The sequence below is a fragment of the Haemophilus influenzae genome, assembly GCF_019703545.1.
GTDB classification, from domain to species: Bacteria; Pseudomonadota; Gammaproteobacteria; order Enterobacterales; family Pasteurellaceae; genus Haemophilus; species Haemophilus influenzae_E.
In genome coordinates, this window is record NZ_AP018771.1 from 929,156 (window position 1) to 948,737 (window position 19,582).

15 protein-coding genes and 1 pseudogene are annotated in these 19,582 nt (G+C 36.9%); 7 read left to right on the forward strand and 9 right to left on the reverse strand.

Annotation, left to right across the window (positions count from 1 at the left end; genetic code table 11):
* Positions 1-650: 650 nt before the first annotated feature.
* The gene (locus K6J66_RS04615; RefSeq protein WP_038439568.1) at positions 651-2,903 is read right to left on the reverse strand and encodes a TonB-dependent hemoglobin/transferrin/lactoferrin family receptor; all 2,253 of its coding nucleotides are present in this window, start codon (positions 2,901-2,903) and stop codon (positions 651-653) included.
* A 109-nt stretch (positions 2,904-3,012) separates the two neighbouring features.
* Between K6J66_RS04615 and K6J66_RS09610 the strand changes: the two are divergent.
* Positions 3,013-3,477, forward strand: a pseudogene (locus tag K6J66_RS09610) (helix-turn-helix domain-containing protein); the annotation flags it as partial.
* A gap of 217 nt (positions 3,478-3,694) precedes the next feature.
* Here the strand turns inward: K6J66_RS09610 and K6J66_RS04625 are convergent.
* Both K6J66_RS04625 and serS read right to left on the reverse strand, forming a co-directional pair.
* Complete coding sequence (locus K6J66_RS04625) at positions 3,695-4,324, reverse strand: glutathione S-transferase family protein (RefSeq protein WP_014550590.1); 630 nt, start codon at positions 4,322-4,324, stop codon at positions 3,695-3,697.
* 334 nt (positions 4,325-4,658) lie between these two features.
* Positions 4,659-5,948 (reverse strand): serine--tRNA ligase, encoded by a 1,290-nt coding sequence (serS, locus tag K6J66_RS04630; protein ID WP_038439570.1) that lies wholly within the window; start codon positions 5,946-5,948, stop codon positions 4,659-4,661.
* A 166-nt stretch (positions 5,949-6,114) separates the two neighbouring features.
* On the opposite strand from serS, the gene K6J66_RS04635 reads away from it, so the two are divergent.
* On the forward strand, positions 6,115-6,372 hold the full coding sequence (locus K6J66_RS04635; protein WP_038439571.1) for a hypothetical protein: 258 nt from the start codon (positions 6,115-6,117) through the stop codon (positions 6,370-6,372).
* Positions 6,373-6,544: 172 nt separating this feature from the next.
* Here the strand turns inward: K6J66_RS04635 and K6J66_RS09720 are convergent, their stop codons facing one another.
* Positions 6,545-7,438, reverse strand: a complete 894-nt coding sequence (locus K6J66_RS09720) for a threonine/serine exporter family protein (protein WP_080281359.1) — start codon at positions 7,436-7,438, stop codon at positions 6,545-6,547.
* A 128-nt stretch (positions 7,439-7,566) separates the two neighbouring features.
* Entirely contained in the window at positions 7,567-8,829 is a 1,263-nt protein-coding gene (locus tag K6J66_RS04645; RefSeq protein ID WP_038439572.1) for an HlyC/CorC family transporter, read from the reverse strand.
* Positions 8,830-9,108: 279 nt separating this feature from the next.
* On the opposite strand from K6J66_RS04645, the gene ffh reads away from it, so the two are divergent.
* Positions 9,109-10,497 (forward strand): signal recognition particle protein, encoded by a 1,389-nt coding sequence (gene ffh / locus K6J66_RS04650; RefSeq protein ID WP_038439573.1) that lies wholly within the window; start codon positions 9,109-9,111, stop codon positions 10,495-10,497.
* Positions 10,498-10,553: 56 nt separating this feature from the next.
* Here ffh and K6J66_RS04655 read toward each other — a convergent pair whose 3' ends face one another.
* Complete coding sequence (locus K6J66_RS04655) at positions 10,554-11,309, reverse strand: Nif3-like dinuclear metal center hexameric protein (protein WP_038439574.1); 756 nt, start codon at positions 11,307-11,309, stop codon at positions 10,554-10,556.
* Between the two features lie 311 nt (positions 11,310-11,620).
* Here K6J66_RS04655 and htpG point away from each other — a divergent pair, with 311 nt between their 5' ends.
* The 4 genes from htpG (at position 11,621) to K6J66_RS04675 (ending at position 15,767) form a co-directional block, all read left to right on the forward strand.
* Complete coding sequence (htpG, locus tag K6J66_RS04660; RefSeq protein ID WP_038439575.1) at positions 11,621-13,501, forward strand: molecular chaperone HtpG; 1,881 nt, start codon at positions 11,621-11,623, stop codon at positions 13,499-13,501.
* 78 nt (positions 13,502-13,579) lie between these two features.
* Complete coding sequence (locus tag K6J66_RS04665; protein WP_038439576.1) at positions 13,580-13,924, forward strand: ArsC family reductase; 345 nt, start codon at positions 13,580-13,582, stop codon at positions 13,922-13,924.
* A gap of 27 nt (positions 13,925-13,951) precedes the next feature.
* Positions 13,952-15,085 carry a succinyl-diaminopimelate desuccinylase gene (gene dapE, locus K6J66_RS04670; protein WP_038439577.1) on the forward strand — a complete coding sequence of 378 codons (1,134 nt, stop codon included), beginning with the start codon at positions 13,952-13,954 and terminating at the stop codon, positions 15,083-15,085.
* Between the two features lies 1 nt (position 15,086).
* The gene (locus tag K6J66_RS04675) at positions 15,087-15,767 is read left to right on the forward strand and encodes a M15 family metallopeptidase (protein ID WP_038439579.1); all 681 of its coding nucleotides are present in this window, start codon (positions 15,087-15,089) and stop codon (positions 15,765-15,767) included.
* A 34-nt stretch (positions 15,768-15,801) separates the two neighbouring features.
* Here K6J66_RS04675 and fbpC read toward each other — a convergent pair whose 3' ends face one another.
* The 3 genes from fbpC to K6J66_RS04690 form a co-directional block, all read right to left on the reverse strand.
* Positions 15,802-16,872, reverse strand: a complete 1,071-nt coding sequence (gene fbpC, locus K6J66_RS04680; protein WP_038439580.1) for a heme ABC transporter ATP-binding protein FbpC — start codon at positions 16,870-16,872, stop codon at positions 15,802-15,804.
* On the reverse strand, positions 16,859-18,379 hold the full coding sequence (locus K6J66_RS04685; protein ID WP_038439581.1) for an ABC transporter permease: 1,521 nt from the start codon (positions 18,377-18,379) through the stop codon (positions 16,859-16,861). The genes fbpC and K6J66_RS04685 overlap by 14 nt, the downstream gene beginning before the upstream one ends.
* A gap of 117 nt (positions 18,380-18,496) precedes the next feature.
* Entirely contained in the window at positions 18,497-19,495 is a 999-nt protein-coding gene (locus tag K6J66_RS04690; RefSeq protein WP_011961812.1) for an iron ABC transporter substrate-binding protein, read from the reverse strand.
* Positions 19,496-19,582 lie beyond the last annotated feature (87 nt).

Sequence of the window (19,582 nt, forward strand, 5' to 3'; positions counted from 1 at the left end):
TATTTGAATTCCTTGTAAACTTGTTGTATTGCTGTAAAAAATTTCTCTAGATTAACCATCTTTTAAAGGATAAATGTAATTGTCCATAAATCTACAAATATATTTTAATTTTTTTAAAGTAATTAATAGCCTATATGTACTTTATTCGTACTCTTTACTATTTAGGTAATTGCTATAAATTTAAAACAGAATACATTGCAATTATGTTATAAAGATGCGTTGTTGTTATATGGAAAGTTATGTTAAATTATATAAATAACTTATATTACATAATGCCTCTGTTTTAACTTTCTTCTTCATAGCTTATGCTAATGATATTCCTATAGTAGAAAAGTTAGTGAGAACAACAGGGTATATAGTTTGGGGTATATTAATCGGAAAGAAAGGAAAACTAGGAGAAATGTGTATTGACTTTGTTGTTAAGCTAGATGCTAGATTTTAAATTATATTTAAATTTTTAGGTAAGTTTAGTTTCTATTATGGAAAGTAATAGGGTAAAGATAAAACATAATTTTGATATTTATCTATAATTTAAAATGTCGTACTTATTTGGATTTATTATTTAAATTTGCTCTTTAAAGAATACTAAAATTAGTATAGGAAATTATAGTTATGATAAAGCCCGATTAGATTCAATCGGGCTATTTATTCTAAAATTTCTGAGATAGGCTAAATTTGATATTCCTACCTGTTCCAGAAGCCAATTCGCCTAGATAAGGGTTATATGCTCGGTTAAATAAATTATCCACCGTAATCTTAATATTCATACCTTTAATTTTTGCAGGGCTCCAAGAAAGGAATAGGTTATGTAGGCTGTATCCTCTTGAAGCTGGCAATGACCAATATCCTGCTTTAGGATCACCAGATAATGGCGATCGATCTTGTCTTCTTACAAACTCAGCACGCCAGCCAGCTGTAAAATTATATTTGGGAATATTAAAACCTAAAGTAGCAGTTGCCTTTCTAGGGGGAATTTCTGCAATCCATGTTGAGGTTTTACCCCATGGGTTTCTTGGTGAGGTGTCACGTTTTCCTTTTACATAAGAATATGTTAGCTCACCAAATAAATAAGTGGATTGATAATAAGCTTCTAACTCTGCGCCTTGAATAACATAACCTGGCAAATTACGATAATTTCCAATGATTTTTTTAGGACAAACATTATTATCGGTATCTGTAGCATTGCCTGCACAATTAACTCCTCTGGTTTTAAATATTTCATTTTTACCACGGTGGTAAAAATAAGTAACTCTAAATTGAAAGGTATCATCCTCTTGAAATAAATTATTAAGCGTAACAATCCCTCCTCCTCTGGTCTGATTAATCATTTCTTTTTCTAAATTCAAAGAAGTCGCAGATACATAAACTCGACGATCTTGTGTCTTATTTAGAAACTGTGTCTCATACTGTTCATCAATAACAGGTGCACGCCAAGTTCTACTAAAATTCGTAAATAAACTTAAATAATGGTTTACATTATAATTTAAACCTAAATAATAAGACCAACCATTATAATTTTTCTGACTATAATTATGCCCCAAAGATATATCATTATATCGTGGTGCAAAATTTTTCTGTCCTATATTATTGATATGGTCATAACGCACTCCTGTGCTAAAAATTATATTTTTCCATTTTATTTGATCTTGTAAATAAAACGCCTGTGTATATTGACGTCCAGATGGCATATAATAAGGCTGAAAATAGCCATAATTATAGTCCTTTTTCACTTTACCTTTATCGTATATTAAAGTATTTCTTGTGTTTTTTAACCATTGTAAACCATACAATAGTTCATGCTCAGAAGTTTTGATATTAAAAGTACTTGTGTTATTTATATCAAAAGTAAGATCTGAATAAGTTATCCAGCTTTGATTACCGAGTGTAGCCGAAAATACAGAAGAGGCTTTTTCATGGCGAGTATCATTTTGTGTGGTTTTACTATAGCTGAATTGAGTAGATAAGTTAATCCATGGGTTATTTTCAGGTAGGTAGTGGTATTTTAAAGTGTAATTTTTATCCTTTTGATCTCGATAAACAAGTTTACGTTTCCACGCAACATCAATCCCATAGTCTTTTATTTCTTTTTCTGTTGGTCTCGATGTCACATCTCTTTTTGCTGCCCAAGGTTCCCACCCTTTATGAATGCCATAAACACTGGATAAAGTTAATAAATGTTCAGGAGTAATTTGCCAATTTACTTTTATTAATCCAGTTTTTTGATTATTTTTTGAAAAAAGAATTTTGCTATTATCGGGTCTTTTATAATCGCCAGCATTTCTTACAGAACCAAATAATAATAAATCAATATTTTTTTGTTCATTTTGTAAAACTAGTGCAGTACTATAAGTTTTTTGGTTATTATTGCTATTATTTCCATACTTTAAAAAACCACCTATTTTCTGGTTTTCTTGCAAGAAATCCCTAGCATCTTTGGTTTCAAATTTTACTGTTCCAGCAAAACCACCATTACCATATTGAGGAGAATAATTTCCTTTGTCTACTGTTACTCTTCTTAATAATTCAGGCTCAATAAAAATAGAACCCTGTTGGTATTTTTCAAAACTTTTTGTAGCCCCATCTAACTGCACTCTAACATCTTCAGCATCGCCCATTCCATTAATATTTAATGTTTGCCCACCAGGGCGAAACCCGCCAGCCATATTCACACCTGGCAAGATATTAATTAAATTTGCTGCATTATCAGCTTGTTGTTGTTCGATATTTTTCTGTTTTAATACTGAACGACCAGGTAGTTTATTACTATCATCATTAGTGTTCACAATAATAGGTAATAACTCCTCTCTATTAGAATTAGAAGAATTTTGTTTTGCGGTTACATTTAGTTGAATACCTACAAGGGTAACTAATAAAAAGATACGTTTATTAATTAAAATATTCATATATACCCTTAAATCTTAATGATAATTATTTATATTTATTCTAAGTTTAACGATGATAAAAGCAAGATATTTTTACTTATATAAATTAATTGTAAGATGCAGATTTTTTATAGCCAAATACAACACTCTTTTCAAACAACAAGTCATCGAATTTTATATTCAAAATGGTAAAAATTATTCACTCATCCGTAAACATTTTCAACTTGACAGTAGAACATTGCGATATTGGATTAACCAGTTTAATCATAGTAGAATCAATGGGTTAGCTGTGTTGGGTAAGAAGCGAAATTACTCACTTAAATTTAAACTTAACGTGATACAAACGGTTAAAAATGGGCAATTTTTGTAGAAACTTCCTGTTTATACTTTGGTATTGCTGATTCAGCTGTTATTATCCGATGGTTACAAGTCTTTGAAAAAAAAGTATAAATGGCTTGATACCCAAACATGGAGGTTTCCTAAGCATGGAACCGAAATATCTTAAAATTGCCATCTAAACCGAACCACTGAAGATGAACGTTTGAAATATTGGATTTTGGAGCTGGAAGCAAAGAATGTCATTCTAAAAAAGATGAAAGGCATCTTTGGATGATTAAAAACGAAATGTATTACGGTGAACGATTTGAGACGTTTGAAGAACTGGAAAAACGCTCTAGGGGTATATTCATTATTACCCATGAGCGCATTCAGGATATACTAAAAGGACTAAGTTATGTGAATGATAGAACTCAGTCCTTGAACTAAATAAGTCTAACTTTTCGTAGAAGATCAAAGATATAGAACATTATTTTTTATACTTTTAGTTCTTCAATTTTTCTCACATTTTCGACAGCTTGATCAGTCTCAACACGTTGTATAAAAGCCGAAAGTTGTGTTAAGTGGCTGAAATTTATACCCACTGCTCGACACCAATTGAGCATAATGTAAAGATAGGTATCTGCAACGGAAATATCTTCTCCAAAATAAATGTGACTTTCTAAATGCTCATTTGCGACTGCAAGTTGATCTAAAATTTGCTCTACTGCTTGTTGGCGAATAGTGTGTGCAAGTGTTTCGTTATCTTTTGCATAGTTTGGCAAACGGAACAGAGGCACAAATGATTTATGCACATCGGAATTAAAAAATGCTAACCAGCGAGCTACTTTGGCTTTATCACGTACGGTTTTGCTACCAAATAATTTTGAATTAGGATAAAGTTCATCTAAATAGTGCAAAATCGCTTGGTTTTGCGAAAGAACTAAATCGCCATCAACTAATACAGGTACTGTCCCGCGTGGATTCAATGATAAAAATTCAGGTGATTTAATTAACTCACGAGTGACAGGTTCAAATTCATAATCAGCATTTTCACGTATTTTTACCCACTCTAATGCCACATGTGGAACAAATGAACACGCACCAATTAAACCATATAATTTCATAAAATACTCCTGTTGGTTTATGAACTATTGATGGAATTATACTGTTTTATACGTGGAATATCTAACTTATTAAAATTGCTTCTTACTATTGTTTAATCGTAAAGTGAACTAATATTATAACAATTTAGATACTTTGATATGTTTTTTAGAGTAATGCTCTGGATATTGATGTCAATTGAAAGATAAATTTTCTATGTTATAGATATAATTTTATAATAGGATAAAGTTCCTAATTGGCTTGAATACCAAAAAATTTAAAACAGTTATTGTAAGGCTTTGATAATAAAAAAGCGTGGAAATTTTAAAATCCACGCTTTTTTATCTTCTAGAAGGATTATTTGCCGATAACGTCTAATCCGCCCATATATGGACGTAGCACTTCTGGTACGGTGATTGAACCATCGGCATTTTGATAGTTTTCAAGCACAGCTACTAAAGTACGACCAACCGCTAAGCCTGAACCATTTAATGTGTGCACTAAGCGAGTTTTCTTATCGCCTTTTGCTTTACAGCGAGCTTGCATACGGCGAGCTTGGAAATCCCACATATTTGAGCAAGAAGAAATTTCTCGATAAGTATTTTGTGCAGGCACCCAAACTTCTAAATCGTAAGTTTTGCAAGAACCAAAGCCCATATCGCCTGTGCAAAGTAAAACTTTACGGTATGGTAAATTTAATAATTGCAATACTTTTTCCGCATGACCTGTTAATTCTTCGAGTGCTTCCATAGATTTATCTGGATCAACGATTTGTACCATTTCTACTTTATCAAATTGGTGCATACGAATTAAACCACGAGTATCACGACCGTAAGAGCCTGCTTCAGAACGGAAACATGGCGTATGTGCGGTCATTTTTATTGGTAATTCTGCTTCATCAATAATTACATCACGCACTAAATTAGTGACTGGCACTTCTGCGGTTGGAATTAATGCGTAAGGTTGTTCGCCTTGTAAGGCTAAAGTATGGAATAAATCTTCCCCGAATTTTGGTAATTGCCCTGTTCCATAAAGTGTGGCGTGATTTACTAAATAAGGCACATAGGTTTCTAAATAGCCGTGTTGTTCAGTATGAAGATCTAACATGAATTGTGCCAATGCGCGGTGCATTTTAGCGATTTGACCTTTCATTACGGCAAAACGCGCACCAGCTAATTTAGCCCCAGCAGCAAAATCTAAGCCATTTGCTTCTTCACCCAAAGTGATATGATCTTTCACTTCAAAATCAAATGTACGCGGTGTACCCCAACGTAAGATTTCTTTATTTTCTGTGTCATCTTTGCCTAATGGCACTTCGTCTGCGGGTAGATTTGGAATACTTAATGCAATTTGATTGATTTCTGCAAGTACCGCATCTAATTGTGCTTTTGCTTCAGTCAATTGATTACCCATATCATCCATTTCTGCCAATAATGGTGCGATATCTTCACCACGAGCTTTAGCAGCACCAATGGCTTTGGAACGAGCATTACGTTCCGCTTGTAAGTTTTCGGTAGTGACTTGTAAGTTTTTGCGCTGATCTTCTAACGCGGTGAGTTTTTCCGTATCAAGCATAAAGTTGCGTTTTACTTTTAATTTTTCTGCGACTTCTGCTAAATTATTACGGAGTAAATTTGGATCGATCATAGAATTTCCTTACTTTTTTCGTTGAAATGAAAACAACCTTATTCTAGCGTGCTTTCTTCAAATAAACCAGTTTAAAAGCCAACGTATAAAAATAAAGAAAAATTGACCGCACTTTGTATTAGAATCCACGCCCCATTTAGTTAGTGGTGATGCTGATGCCGTTGATATGGTAAAAATTGAGCGTAAGGCGACAGATTCTGCGTATCATGAATTTACAAAAATTCTTACTTCATCCGCTCAATTAATGGCTTTTTTAAATCAATCTGATTTTGTGAAAGCGAGAGCTAAAGTTGAAAATGAAACTGTTCAGCAAATTGCCTCACATTTTAAGTTTTCTCAAGAAAATAATCTTAATCAATTAATTCTATCCTCTTTTGATCGTAAAGAAGTGGATCAACTTTTGTGGAATACATTCGTTATGTGAATAATCAAGTGCGCCAAACATTAAATAATGAATTGATTACAAAATGGAAATCTTTATTTGAAAAAAGAAAAATTACGGATTAAAGATGAGCTTTATGAATACCTCAAGAAAAAATCACAAGAATAGTAGAAAGCCGACAAATGTCGGCTTTTTTGTTGCACTGTTTTTAGTGTTACACCACAGGTTTTTGTCGATAAAACAATAAGCCTGGTAAAGCTAATCCAAATACTATTGCGCCTAGGATAAAACTGGTATTAATAAAGGAGCTAATCATCTGTTCAAATAAAGCATCAGAAAAGCCAAAATGATGAATTTGTACCATTGAAATCATTGCTTTATAAGCATGAACACCGGGGAGCATGGGGATAATTGCGGCAACGGTGAAGGCTTTGGGATGGGCTAAATAACGATGGGAAAGATGCGCGCCTAAAAATCCAATCATGCAAGTGGTAAAGAATGTAGCAAATACAATAGGCATATTAATATGCAGTAATAATGTGCGTGTAACATGCCCAAGTGCGGCTAAAATTGCACAATATTTTAAGGCTTTGGGCGGCACATTAAATACTAAAGCAAAGCCCGCCGCTGGAATCGCAGCAAATAGCATATCATCGAGTAATTTCAATATAAATATTGTGATGCCGCAAATTATCCAATCGCCACCAGATAAATGGGCGAACGACGCACAAGATAAACCAATCATGAATACAACCAACCATCGGTTATATTTAAGCGGTTTTAATTGATCCAGTTTTCTTTGTGCGATCTCTAACTCATACAAATGATGCTCAACTGCAATCACAATGCGTTGAACATCAGTAACCATTTGCATATTAATGCCTTTATCTGTATTTTTTCGTGCGGTAGTAATGCAATGATTATCTGATAAGGTCGTCAGCACAACTGCATTTGCCGTAAGCGCACATTCCACGCTTTCTACACCAAGTGCTATGCCTAAACGCTGCGCCATTTGCACCACTACGGTACTTTCTGCCCCATGTTGTAACAAGAGCAGTGCTGTTTGTACGCATACGCGAGTCACCGCCCGTTGATATTCGTGTTCCATATCCTTGTTCTCTATCAAAATATACCTAGAAAGAATTATAAAAATCTTTTCTAAAAAATGCGCAAAAAAGAACCGCACTTATGATCCAAGTCAAAAGTGCGGTTCTATTTGGCGGAGTTTTTTTATGATTAAAGTTTGACGACTTTCGCTTGTTTTATCATATTATCGCCCACTTCAAGAATAGTGATTAGCAAACCATCAATTTCGCAAATTGTGCCTTCGTCGGGTATTTCCTCTAAGTGTTCTAAGATTAAACCATTAAAAGTACGAGCATCTTCTGTATCTAATTCCCAGTTAAACATTTTGTTGAGATCACGTAGATTAGCGGAGCCATCGATAATCATTGAACCATCGGACTGTTGAATTACTTCTTCGTCAATGCTTGGGGCGGTGGAAGTGGTAAAATCCCCAACGATTTCTTCCAAAATATCTTCCAAAGTTACAAGACCTTTAATATCGCCGTATTCATCCACAACTAAGCCAATGCGTTCTTTATTTGCACGGAAATTTGCAAGTTGCGTTTTTAATGGCGTGCTTTCAGGAATGAAATACACTTCATCTGCGGCACGAATTAAGGTTTCTTTGGTAAATTCATTTTTTTCAAGCAGTAAGCGGAATGCTTCACGCACGCGCAAAATGCCAAGTACTTGTTCATCAAGGCTGCCTTTATAAAGTACAACACGATTGTGTGCGGCGTGATTGAGCTGGCGCATAATGGCTCGCCAATCATCATCAATATTTATACCGCCGATTTCGTTGCGGGGAACCATAATGTCATCAACAGTGACTGTTTCCATATCCAAAATAGACAGTAACATTTGCGGATGCTGTTCATTTGGCGTTGCTTCGCCCGCCTCTGACACAATGCTACGCAGTTCTTCACTACTAATCACTTGTTTTTGCATATCAAGTTTTAACCCTACTATTTGCATCAAGGATTTAGTAAAAATATTCATTAACCAAACGAGCGGATAAAAGATTTTAAGCAATGAAGTTAAAATATGACTTGAAAAAAAACTGACTTTTTCTGCGTGCATCGCTGCCACAGTTTTAGGGAAGATTTCAGAAAATACGAGCATCACGAAAGTGAGCAAACCCGTTGCAATTGCCACGCCGACATCGCCATATAAACGCATACCAATAACTGTTGCAATTGCCGATGCACTGATATTCACAAGATTATTAAAGATAAGAATAAAGCTTAACAAGGTATCTGGCTTTTCGAGCAGTTTTTCCGCTTTTTTCGCGCCTTTATTGCCCTGTTCAGATAGAAAACGAAGACGATATTTATTGAGGGAGAGTAGTCCAGTTTCTGAACCAGAAAAATAGGCTGATAAAACTAAACAGATAATGAGAATAATAAATAAAGTACTAAGGGGAATGCTATCCAAGAGAAAATCCTTTTGTTTGTGAATCAACAAAAAGTGCGGTCATTTTTCACCGCACTTTTTACTTGTTATTTGATTTTATTAAATCAAATGGCTACTCAAATAGCCAAGAATGGGCAGAATGATACCCGAAATTGGCTCAATAATCATTCTTTTTCCTTATATCCTATGCTTTCTTTATGAAATCGCCTATTCAAAAAGTCATTTTCATTTGAAATGATGAAAAACGCCTAAATTTCGGTATAATCAGCGCAATTTTTTAAGAAAACAGGATTGTTAGCCATGTTTGAGAATTTATCGGATCGCCTTTCCAAAACTTTACGTAATATCACAGGAAAAGGTCGTTTAACGGAAGATAATATTAAAGAAACCTTACGCGAAGTGCGTATGGCATTACTTGAAGCAGATGTTGCTTTACCTGTGGTGCGTGAATTTATCGCAAAAGTAAAAGAAAGCGCGCTTGGGGAAGAAGTCAATAAAAGTTTAACGCCAGGGCAAGAGTTCTTAAAAATCGTTCAGCGTGAGCTTGAAAAAGCCATGGGCGAAGCGAATGAGAGTTTAAACCTTGCAACCCAACCACCTGCAGTTATCTTAATGGCAGGTTTACAAGGGGCGGGTAAAACCACCAGCGTGGGTAAATTGGCAAAATTCTTGCGTGAACGTCATAAAAAGAAAGTGTTAGTGGTTTCTGCCGATGTATATCGCCCAGCTGCGATTAAGCAACTTGAAACCTTGGCTCAATCTGTTGGCGTGGATTTTTTCCCATCGGATGTCAAACAAAATCCAGTTGATATTGCTAAAGCGGCACTTGCTGATGCAAAACTGAAATTCTACGATGTGTTGATTGTGGATACAGCTGGTCGCTTGCATGTTGATACAGAAATGATGGATGAAATCAAGCAAGTCCATGCAGCGTTAAATCCAATCGAAACCCTTTTCACTGTTGATGCGATGACTGGTCAAGATGCAGCCAATACGGCAAAAGCCTTTAATGAAGCATTACCGCTTACGGGTGTTATTTTGACGAAAGTGGACGGTGATGCGCGCGGTGGTGCGGCGTTATCGATTCGTCAAATCACAGGTAAACCAATCAAATTCTTGGGTGTGGGCGAGAAAACAGAGGCACTTGAGCCTTTCCATCCTGATCGTGTTGCTTCCCGTATTTTGGGCATGGGCGATGTGCTTTCTCTTATCGAAGATCTTGAACGTTCTGTTGATCGTGAAAAAGCGGAAAAAATGGCGCAAAAATTCAAGAAAGGCGATGATTTTACTTTAGATGATTTCCGCGAACAGCTGATCGAAATGAAAAAAATGGGCGGCATGATGTCTATGCTTGAGAAATTACCGGGTGCAAAAAATTTGCCTGAGCACGTTAAAAATCAAGTAGATGACAAAATGTTTGTCAAAATGGAAGCGATCATTAATTCCATGACCTTAAAAGAACGTGCAAACCCAGATATTATCAAAGGATCTCGCCGTCGTCGTATTGCATTAGGCTCTGGCACTCAAGTGCAAGATGTTAATAAATTACTTAAACAATTCGATGAAATGCAACGTATGATGAAGAAAATGCGTAAAGGTGGCATGGCTAAAATGATGCGTGGAATGCAAGGCTTAATGGGCGGAGGCTTAGGCGGTCTTGGCGGTTTAGGCGGAATGTTTAAACGATAATTTCAGAAGATAAAAGTGCGGTTAAAAAAGAAATATTTTTACCGCACTTTTGTGTTTTATGCTGGATTATCTATATCTTTAAATTCTACGTCAAAGCCATATTCTTTCGCCAACCATTCGCCTAATGCCTTGATGCCATAGCGTTCTGTTGCGTGATGGCCTGCAGAGAAGAAATGCAATCCTTGCTCACGGGCAGAATGGATTGTTTGTTCTGACACTTCACCTGTAATAAATGCGTCACAGCCTTGTTCTGCAGCAAGATCAATATAACCTTGTCCGCCACCGGTGCAGATGCCAATTTTTCGGATTAAGTGCGGTCCGTTTTCAATGCAAATTAACGGTTTTCGATTTAACACTTTTTCTATTTTTTCTGCAAATTTTTCACCTGTCATCGGTTCTTTTAATTCGCCCCAAACAGGAATACTCACAGCGCCTTTTTCTAATGGTTGTAAATTTTCAATGTCGAGCAGTTTGGCTAATTGTGCATTGTTACCTAATTCTGGGTGCACATCTAATGGCAAATGATAGCCATATAAATTAATGTCGTTCACTAAAAGCGCTTTAATTCGCTTGCCTTTCATTCCTCGAATACAAGGGTTTTCACTTTTCCAAAAATAGCCGTGATGAACCAAAATCGCATCGGCGTTTTTGCTGATTGCGTAATCAATTAAAGCCTGACTCGCCGTTACGCCAGTAATGATTTTTTTGATTTCTGTTTTACCTTCGACTTGTAAGCCGTTGGGCGCATAGTCATTGATTTTATCAGAAGAAAGTTTTTGATTAATGAGTTGTTCAAGTTCGAGATTATTCATAATGGATCGTTGATTGGAAAAAGTTGGGATATGGTACAAAATTCCCAAAAAAATGGCTAGTGCGAAAGGAGTGGGGGAATGCACTAGCCAAGTTTCATTACTATTAAATTACTATCTAGTATCTAAAACAGAATTCATTATATACATAAGTTTATAGCGATCAAGGGGAAATAAGAAATTTTTTATTTAAAGTGCGGTTTAAATTCCTTGTGTTTTTTTACCGCACTTTTCCTCTTAAATTCCCCTTGAAATCTTTCTTTTTATTCTTATATCTGTGACGTTCAATTTTTATCTTTATGAAGGAAAAAATTATGTCACAAAATCAAGAAACTCGCGGATTCCAATCTGAAGTCAAACAACTACTCCAATTAATGATTCATTCTTTGTACTCTAACAAAGAAATTTTCTTACGTGAATTGATTTCTAATGCTTCTGATGCAGCAGATAAATTACGCTTTAAAGCACTTTCCAACCCTGCTTTATATGAAGGCGATGGCGACTTGCGTGTGCGTGTTAGCTTTGATGCGGATAAAGGCACTATCACAATTAGCGATAACGGCATTGGCATGACCCGTGAGCAAGTCATCGATCATTTGGGTACGATTGCAAAATCAGGAACAAAAGAATTTTTAACCGCACTTGGTCAAGATCAAGCAAAAAATAGCCAGCTTATTGGGCAATTTGGTGTGGGTTTTTATTCAGCTTTTATTGTGGCAGATAAAGTGACTGTAAAAACCAGAGCAGCTGGCGAAGAGGCGGATAAAGCCGTACTTTGGGAATCTGCGGGTGAAGGCGAATATTCTGTGGCGGATATTGAGAAAAAATCCCGTGGCACAGATGTGATTTTACATTTACGCGAAGATGAAAAAGAATTTTTAAACGAATGGCGTTTGCGTGAAATTATCGGTAAATATTCTGACCATATTGGGTTACCAGTGGAAATGCTGACGAAAGAATACGATGATGAAGGCAAAGAGTGCGGTGAGAAATGGGAGAAAATTAATAAATCAGATGCCCTTTGGACACGCTCTAAAAATGATGTTTCCGATGAGGAATACAAAGCGTTTTACAAACACTTAAGCCATGATTTTGCTGATCCTGTGACTTGGGCGCATAACAAAGTTGAAGGAAATCAAGCATATACTAGTTTGCTTTATGTGCCTGCTAAAGCACCTTGGGATTTATTTAATCGCGAACATAAACACGGCTTAAAACTTTATGTTCAACGTGTATTTATTATGGATGATGCGGAGCAATTTATGCCGAATTATCTACGTTTTATGCGTGGTTTAATCGATAGCAATGACTTGCCATTAAATGTATCTCGTGAAATTTTACAGGATAACAAAATTACGGTTGCACTACGCAAAGCATTAACTAAGCGTTCATTACAAATGCTAGAAAAATTAGCAAAAGATGATGCAGAAAAATATCTGCAATTCTGGAAAGAGTTTGGTTTAGTCTTAAAAGAAGGCCCTGCAGAAGATTTTGCTAACAAAGAAACTGTCGCGAAGTTATTGCGTTTTGCTTCGACACATAATGATGGTAGCGAGCAAACTGTCTCTTTAGAAGATTACATCTTGCGTATGAAAGAGGGGCAAAAAGCTATCTATTACATTACAGCGGACAGCTATGTTGCAGCGAAAAATAGCCCACACTTGGAATTATTCAATAAAAAAGGCATTGAGGTTTTGTTGCTTTCCGATCGCATTGATGAATGGATGTTAAGCTATTTAACTGAATTTGACGGTAAACAATTACAAAGTATCACGAAAGCAGATTTGGATTTAGGCGATTTAGCCGATAAAGAATCTGAAACACAAAAACAACAAGATGAAGCCTTTGGTAGTTTTATTGAGCGTGTGAAAAACTTGCTTGGCGAACGGGTAAAAACGGTGCGTTTAACTCACAATTTAACGGATACACCAGCGGTGGTTTCTACGGATAACGATCAAATGACGACCCAAATGGCGAAATTGTTTGCAGCCGCAGGGCAACCTGTACCAGAAGTAAAATACACATTTGAACTGAATCCAGAACATCATTTAGTGAAAAAAGTAGCGGATATTGCAGATGAAACTGAATTTGCTGATTGGGTGGAACTGTTGCTTGAACAAGCTATGTTAGCAGAGCGCGGATCTTTGGAAAATCCAGCTGCGTTTATTAAACGTATCAATAAGTTGTTAGGTTAATTCATTTGAGATGAAGTAGCATAAGGGTTAAAATCCTCAATCTGATTAGATTGAGGATTTTTCTTTTTTAGGTGAAATATGATTACAGTTTACGGTATTAAAAATTGCGATACAGTGAAGAAAGCGTTGAAATGGCTGGCGGATCACAATATCGAACATAAACTTCACGACTACCGTGTTGATGGGTTAGATTTGAATTTTTTAGTCCAAGCGGAAGCTCAATTTGGCTGGGATATGTTGGTGAATAAACGCAGTACAACTTGGCGTAATTTGGATGAGCAAGTTAAAAATTCCCTTGATAAAACCACCGCACTTTCCGTGTTGGCTGAGAATCCAACCTTAATTAAACGCCCAATTATTTTACAAGATGGAAAGGCATTAATTGGTTTTAATGAAAAGGAATATCAGGCTGTTTTTGCTTAAAGTGCGGTTATTTTCTTAGGTGTTTTTATGAGAGAAAAAGTGATTTCGTTGGCGCAAGATTTAATTCGTCGCCCATCTATTAGCCCGAATGACGAAGGCTGTCAGCAAATTATTGCCGAACGTTTAGAAAAGTTAGGTTTTCAAATTGAATGGATGCCTTTTAATGACACGTTGAATTTGTGGGCAAAACACGGAACGAGCGAGCCAGTTATTGCGTTTGCAGGACATACGGATGTTGTGCCTACTGGCGATGGAAATCAGTGGTCGTCTCCGCCGTTTTCTGCGGAGATTATTGATGGCATGCTTTATGGGCGTGGTGCGGCGGATATGAAAGGCTCCCTTGCAGCAATGATTGTGGCGGCAGAAGAATACGTAAAAGCAAATCCTAACCATAAAGGCACCATTGCATTATTGATTACCTCTGATGAAGAGGCTGCCGCAAAAGATGGAACTATACGCATGGTTGAGACGTTAATGGCGCGTGATGAAAAAATTACTTATTGTATGGTTGGCGAGCCATCGAGTGCTAAAAACTTAGGCGATGTTGTCAAAAATGGTCGCCGCGGCTCAATTACAGGAAATCTTTATATTCAAGGTATTCAAGGACACGTAGCCTATCCGCATTTAGCTGAAAACCCAATCCATAAAGCCGCCCCGTTTTTGCAAGAATTAACGACTTACCAATGGGATGAAGGTAATGGATTTTTCCCGCCAACAAGCCTACAAATTGCTAACATTCACGCGGGTACGGGAAGTAATAATGTAATTCCTGCTGAGTTATATATTCAGTTCAATTTGCGTTATTGCACAGAAGTCACGGATGAAATCATTAAGCAAAAAGTGGCTGAAATGCTAGAAAAACACAATTTGAAATATCGTATTGAATGGAATTTATCAGGCAAACCCTTTTTAACAAAACCAGGTAAATTATTAGATTCGATAACCTCCGCTATTGAGGAAATCACAGGCATAACGCCAAAGGCTGAAACAGGTGGTGGCACGTCAGACGGTCGTTTTATTGCATTGATGGGCGCAGAAGTAGTGGAATTTGGCCCGTTAAATTCAACCATTCATAAAGTCAATGAATGTGTCAGTGTAGAAGACCTTGGCAAGTGCGGTGAAATTTACCACAAAATGTTAGTGAATTTATTGGATAACTAAAATGAAATTAACCCCAGAAATGCTTACAGGAAAGTCCCGTGAGCATTTAGTCAATTTACCCGCAACTCATTCATCAAATCATTTTTTGCAAATACAAGCTGTGCAAGCATTTCAAGCTTTACAACAAAGTGCGGCAAAAAATGGCTTTAATTTACAGCCTGCGAGTAGTTTTCGTGATTTTGAACGCCAACAACTTATTTGGAACAGTAAATTTAAGGGCGAGAGAAAAGTACACGATGATACAGGAAAGGCATTAGATTTAAGCCAATTAGATGACTGGCAAAAATGTCAGGCGATTTTACGTTGGTCTGCATTACCAGCGGCTAGTCGTCATCATTGGGGAACGGAAGTGGATATTTTTGATCCTGATCTTTTGCCACAAGGGCAATCTTTACAACTAGAGCCTTGGGAATATGAAAAAGGCGGCTACTTCTTTGAATTGAGTGAATTTCTTGCCGAAAATTTACCGCACTTTGATTTTGCTTTGCCTTTTATGAATATGCAGCCAAATAAAAAAATAGGGCGGGAGCCTTGGCATATCAGTTATTTGCCGTTAGCTGAATTAGCAAGCCAGCAATTTTCTCCAGAAATTTTGCAACAGGCGTGGAAAGGAGAAAATATTTTAGGCGCAGACTGTTTAATATCACATCTTGAACAAATTTTTTCCGAATATATTGTTTAAAAATAAGTCTTATTGTGAAGATAAGGCTTTATTGTTAAGCGTAAAAAAGCCCTTTTTTATGTAAATAAACAGGCAAATTATCGCCAATAGATAAATCGGGAGAAATAACGTTCTCAATCCATATTGCGTAGCCATTAATTTCAATTTGAATGGAGGTAATTTTTCCTTTAAATTCAATTTGTTTTATTTGTCCATTAAAAAGTGCGGTTGGATTTTCGGATGTTTTAAACAGGCTAAATTGTTCTGGACGAAGCAAAATCCTACCTTGATTTTGTGAGATTGATTTATTTTTTATAGGAATATTGCCTAATTGGCATTGAGCGGTATTTTCATCGAGCAGATTTGCAGGCAAAACAATACTTTCCCCCATAAATTTTGCTGCTTCAAGATGATTAGGCGACCAATAAAGGGTGCGAGGCGTATCGATTTGTAAAATTTTACCTTGCTGAATAATGGCGATTTTATCAGCGTAGCGTAAGGCTTCATCACGGTCGTGAGTAACGAAAATTGCGGAAGCACCGCTTTGGCGAAGTGCTTGGAGCATCTCTTGGCGAATTTGTTGGCGAAGATGTTCATCTAAGGCACTGAAAGGCTCGTCTAATAAAATCAGTTCTGGATTAGGGGCTAAAGCGCGTGCCAATGCTACGCGTTGTTGTTGTCCGCCTGAAAGTTGATGTGGAAAGCGATCCGCCAGTTCAAAAATACCCGTTAGTTGCATTATTTGTTCAATCCGCGTTTTTTCTTCGCTATTTTTTCCTTTGCCGTTGCCTAATCCGTAAGCAATGTTGCGATAGACATTTAAGTGAGGAAAAAGTACGCCCTCTTGCACCACATAACCGAGATGACGTTGTTGCGTTGGAAGATTAAAATTCTCGCCAAAAATTAACCGCTCTTTTAGCCAAATTTCGCCATTAGAGGGTTGTTCAAAACCTGCAATGGCACGTAATAATGTAGTTTTGCCACAGCCTGAAGATCCAAGTAAAAAGAGGATTTCTCCGCGTTGTAAGCTGAATGAAATATCGTGCAGAACTTGTTGTTCATTAAAAAATTTATTGAGATTTTTAACGGTTAATAACGGATTATTTATCATTTTATTTAAACGCATATTTTTTCAATAAAAATACAGGAATACCCGAAAAAAGAACGAGCATTAACGCATAAGGGGTGGCGGCAGCATATTGTGCATCGCTGGTATGTTCCCACACAGCAATGGATAAGGTTTTAATATCATTTGATGTGAGCAAAAGCGTCGCGGTAAGCTCTTTCATTAAATTCAAAAAAACCAAAGCAAATGCGGCTGCCACACCTGGTAATATGGCTGGTAGCGTCAAGGTGCGAAAAATATAGAAAGGGCTTCGCCCAAGACTTTGTCCGACTTTTTCAATTTGATCGGAAAGTTGCTCTAAAGACGCTCTTAATGTAGTTTGTGCCATTGGCAAATAGAGCATAAAGTAGGCAATGATAATCACAAAAAAGGTTTGATATAGGTCGTTAGCGTAATTGATGGAAAAATAGACTAATGATAAGGCAATGACTAAGCCTGGCACAGCGTGTAATAGATATGGCAAGCGGTCGATCCAAATCGTTAAATAACTACGGTAACGAACAGCTGCCCAAACTAATGGCAAGGCACACATTAGGGTAAGCAATGCGCCTAAGCCTGAAATGATAAATGAATTGCTGAATGCCGATAAAAATTCTGAAAAATCGCCCGCACTTTCAAGTGAAGTTCCCACGATAAGCCAGTAAATTAACATAATCACAGGCACGCCAATGCTTAAAATGAATATGCTAGAGAAAAATCCGAAGGTTAAACATTGTTTTCCAAAGGAAAGTGTTTTTACGAGATAAGGACGCGTAACACCTTTTCCACTGTGGTAAAGGGTTTGTTTTCCACGAAAGAAAATTTCCCCAAAAACAATAAGTATACAAATCGCCATTAAAACGGCGGATAATAATGCAGCAGTGCTGTTGTTAAAAGACATTTCATATTCTTGGAAAATGGCAGTGGTAAAGGTTTGATAATTTAAAATTGACACTGCACCAAATTCGACCAACATATGTAAAGCAATCAGTAAGATACTACTACCAATGGCGGGTTTAAGTTGCGGGAAAATAGCATACCAAAAGGTATACACAGGGCTTTTACCAAGCGAAAGGCTTACTTCTTCAAGAGAACGATCAAGTCTTTTTAGTATGGCGGAAACGGGCAAATAAGCCAAAGGAAATGAACTTAATGTCATAATACCAATTGTTCCCCAAAAACCCTCAACGCGGAATGTGAGGCTGATCCAAGTAAAACAACTTACAAAGGCGGGAATACAAAGGGGTAACGTCATCGCCACTTCAAAAAAAGCTTTACCGAAAAAGCGATAACGTTCAAGTAAAAAAGCACAAAGCGTGCCAAGTGAAATAGCACCGATAGTTACACAAACCATTAAAAGCATTGTATTGCTTAATAATTCAGCCATTCGAGGGCGAAACAATAGCTCAACACTTCGCATTAATCCCACTTCTGTCGCACGAAAAATGACATACAGAAACGGCAAACATAACGGAAGCCCGATTAAGATGATAAGTAAAGTGAGCCAGAATGGCGGTCTGCGAGGCAAAGTTAAATCCTTTTAGGAATGTGAACCTTTCAGTTCACGCACGCAAGCGGTTAATTTTGTTAGAGAATTGTAAACGCATGCGTGAATTTTTTCAAATACACGCACGCAATATTTGGATTATTTCAATCCAGCTTCTTCAATTAATTTGATCGCATGTTCTTTATCTTGAGCTGTTGTTGCGGACACCACTGGTGCTTCTAATTTTTCATAAGGTTCAAGATTAAATGGCGAAACCACATCAGCACGTAACGGATATTCTGCACGCGCTGCCACTAATGCCTCTTGACCTTTTTTACTCGCTAAGAAATCAACAAATTTTTGTGCTTCAGCTTGATTTTTAGAGGCTTTCAATACTGCTGCACCTGAATAGCTAACTAACGCACCTGGATCTTGGTGGCGAACAAAATAAAGACGGCTTTTTAGGTTTTCCACGCCTTTTTCTTTTGCTAGGTTATACCAATAATAGTTATTGATTAACGCAGCAGGTACTTCGCCATTTTCAACCGCTTGTAATGCCACACTATTTTTAGCGTAAAGTTTTCCGTTCTCTTTTAAACCTTTTAACCAATTAAGCGCAACTTTGTCCCCTTTCATTTTGCTTAACGCAACAACTTGCTCTAAGAACGCACCAGAAGTTGATACATAACCGATTTTGCCTTTCCATTTTGGTGTTGCATAATCAAGCACTGATTTTTCCATATCTTTTTCAGATAATTTAGTGTGATCGTAAACCACTACGCGAGAACGGCCACTTAATGCAATCCAGTCTTTTTTCGGTGCAAGTGGCACGCCTTTTTGTGCGGTTTGTTTAATGGTTTGTTCTGAAATTGGTGCTAAAAGCCCTGCTTCAGAAAGATCGGCAAAAGTCGCTGTTTGTTCAGTATAGAAAACATCGGCTGGTGTTTTATCGCCTTCTTCTTTTAATTGACCTGCAAGTTGCTCACTTTTCCCGCTATTTAGCGTAACTTTAATGCCTGTTTCCTGTTCAAAGGCTTTTGCCACAGCCGTAGCGGCTTCTTTGTGCTGACCATTATAAACGGTAATATCAGCAAAACTATTAGCAGAAAAAGCAAGTGCTGCCGCAAGGGTAGCAAGTTTGAAATGTTTAAATTGCATTGAAAAGCTCCTTATGTTGAGTGCAAATTATTCAGTTAAGCCTGAATTGTGGCTATTCTATGCCTAATTTTATTTAAATGCAAATAG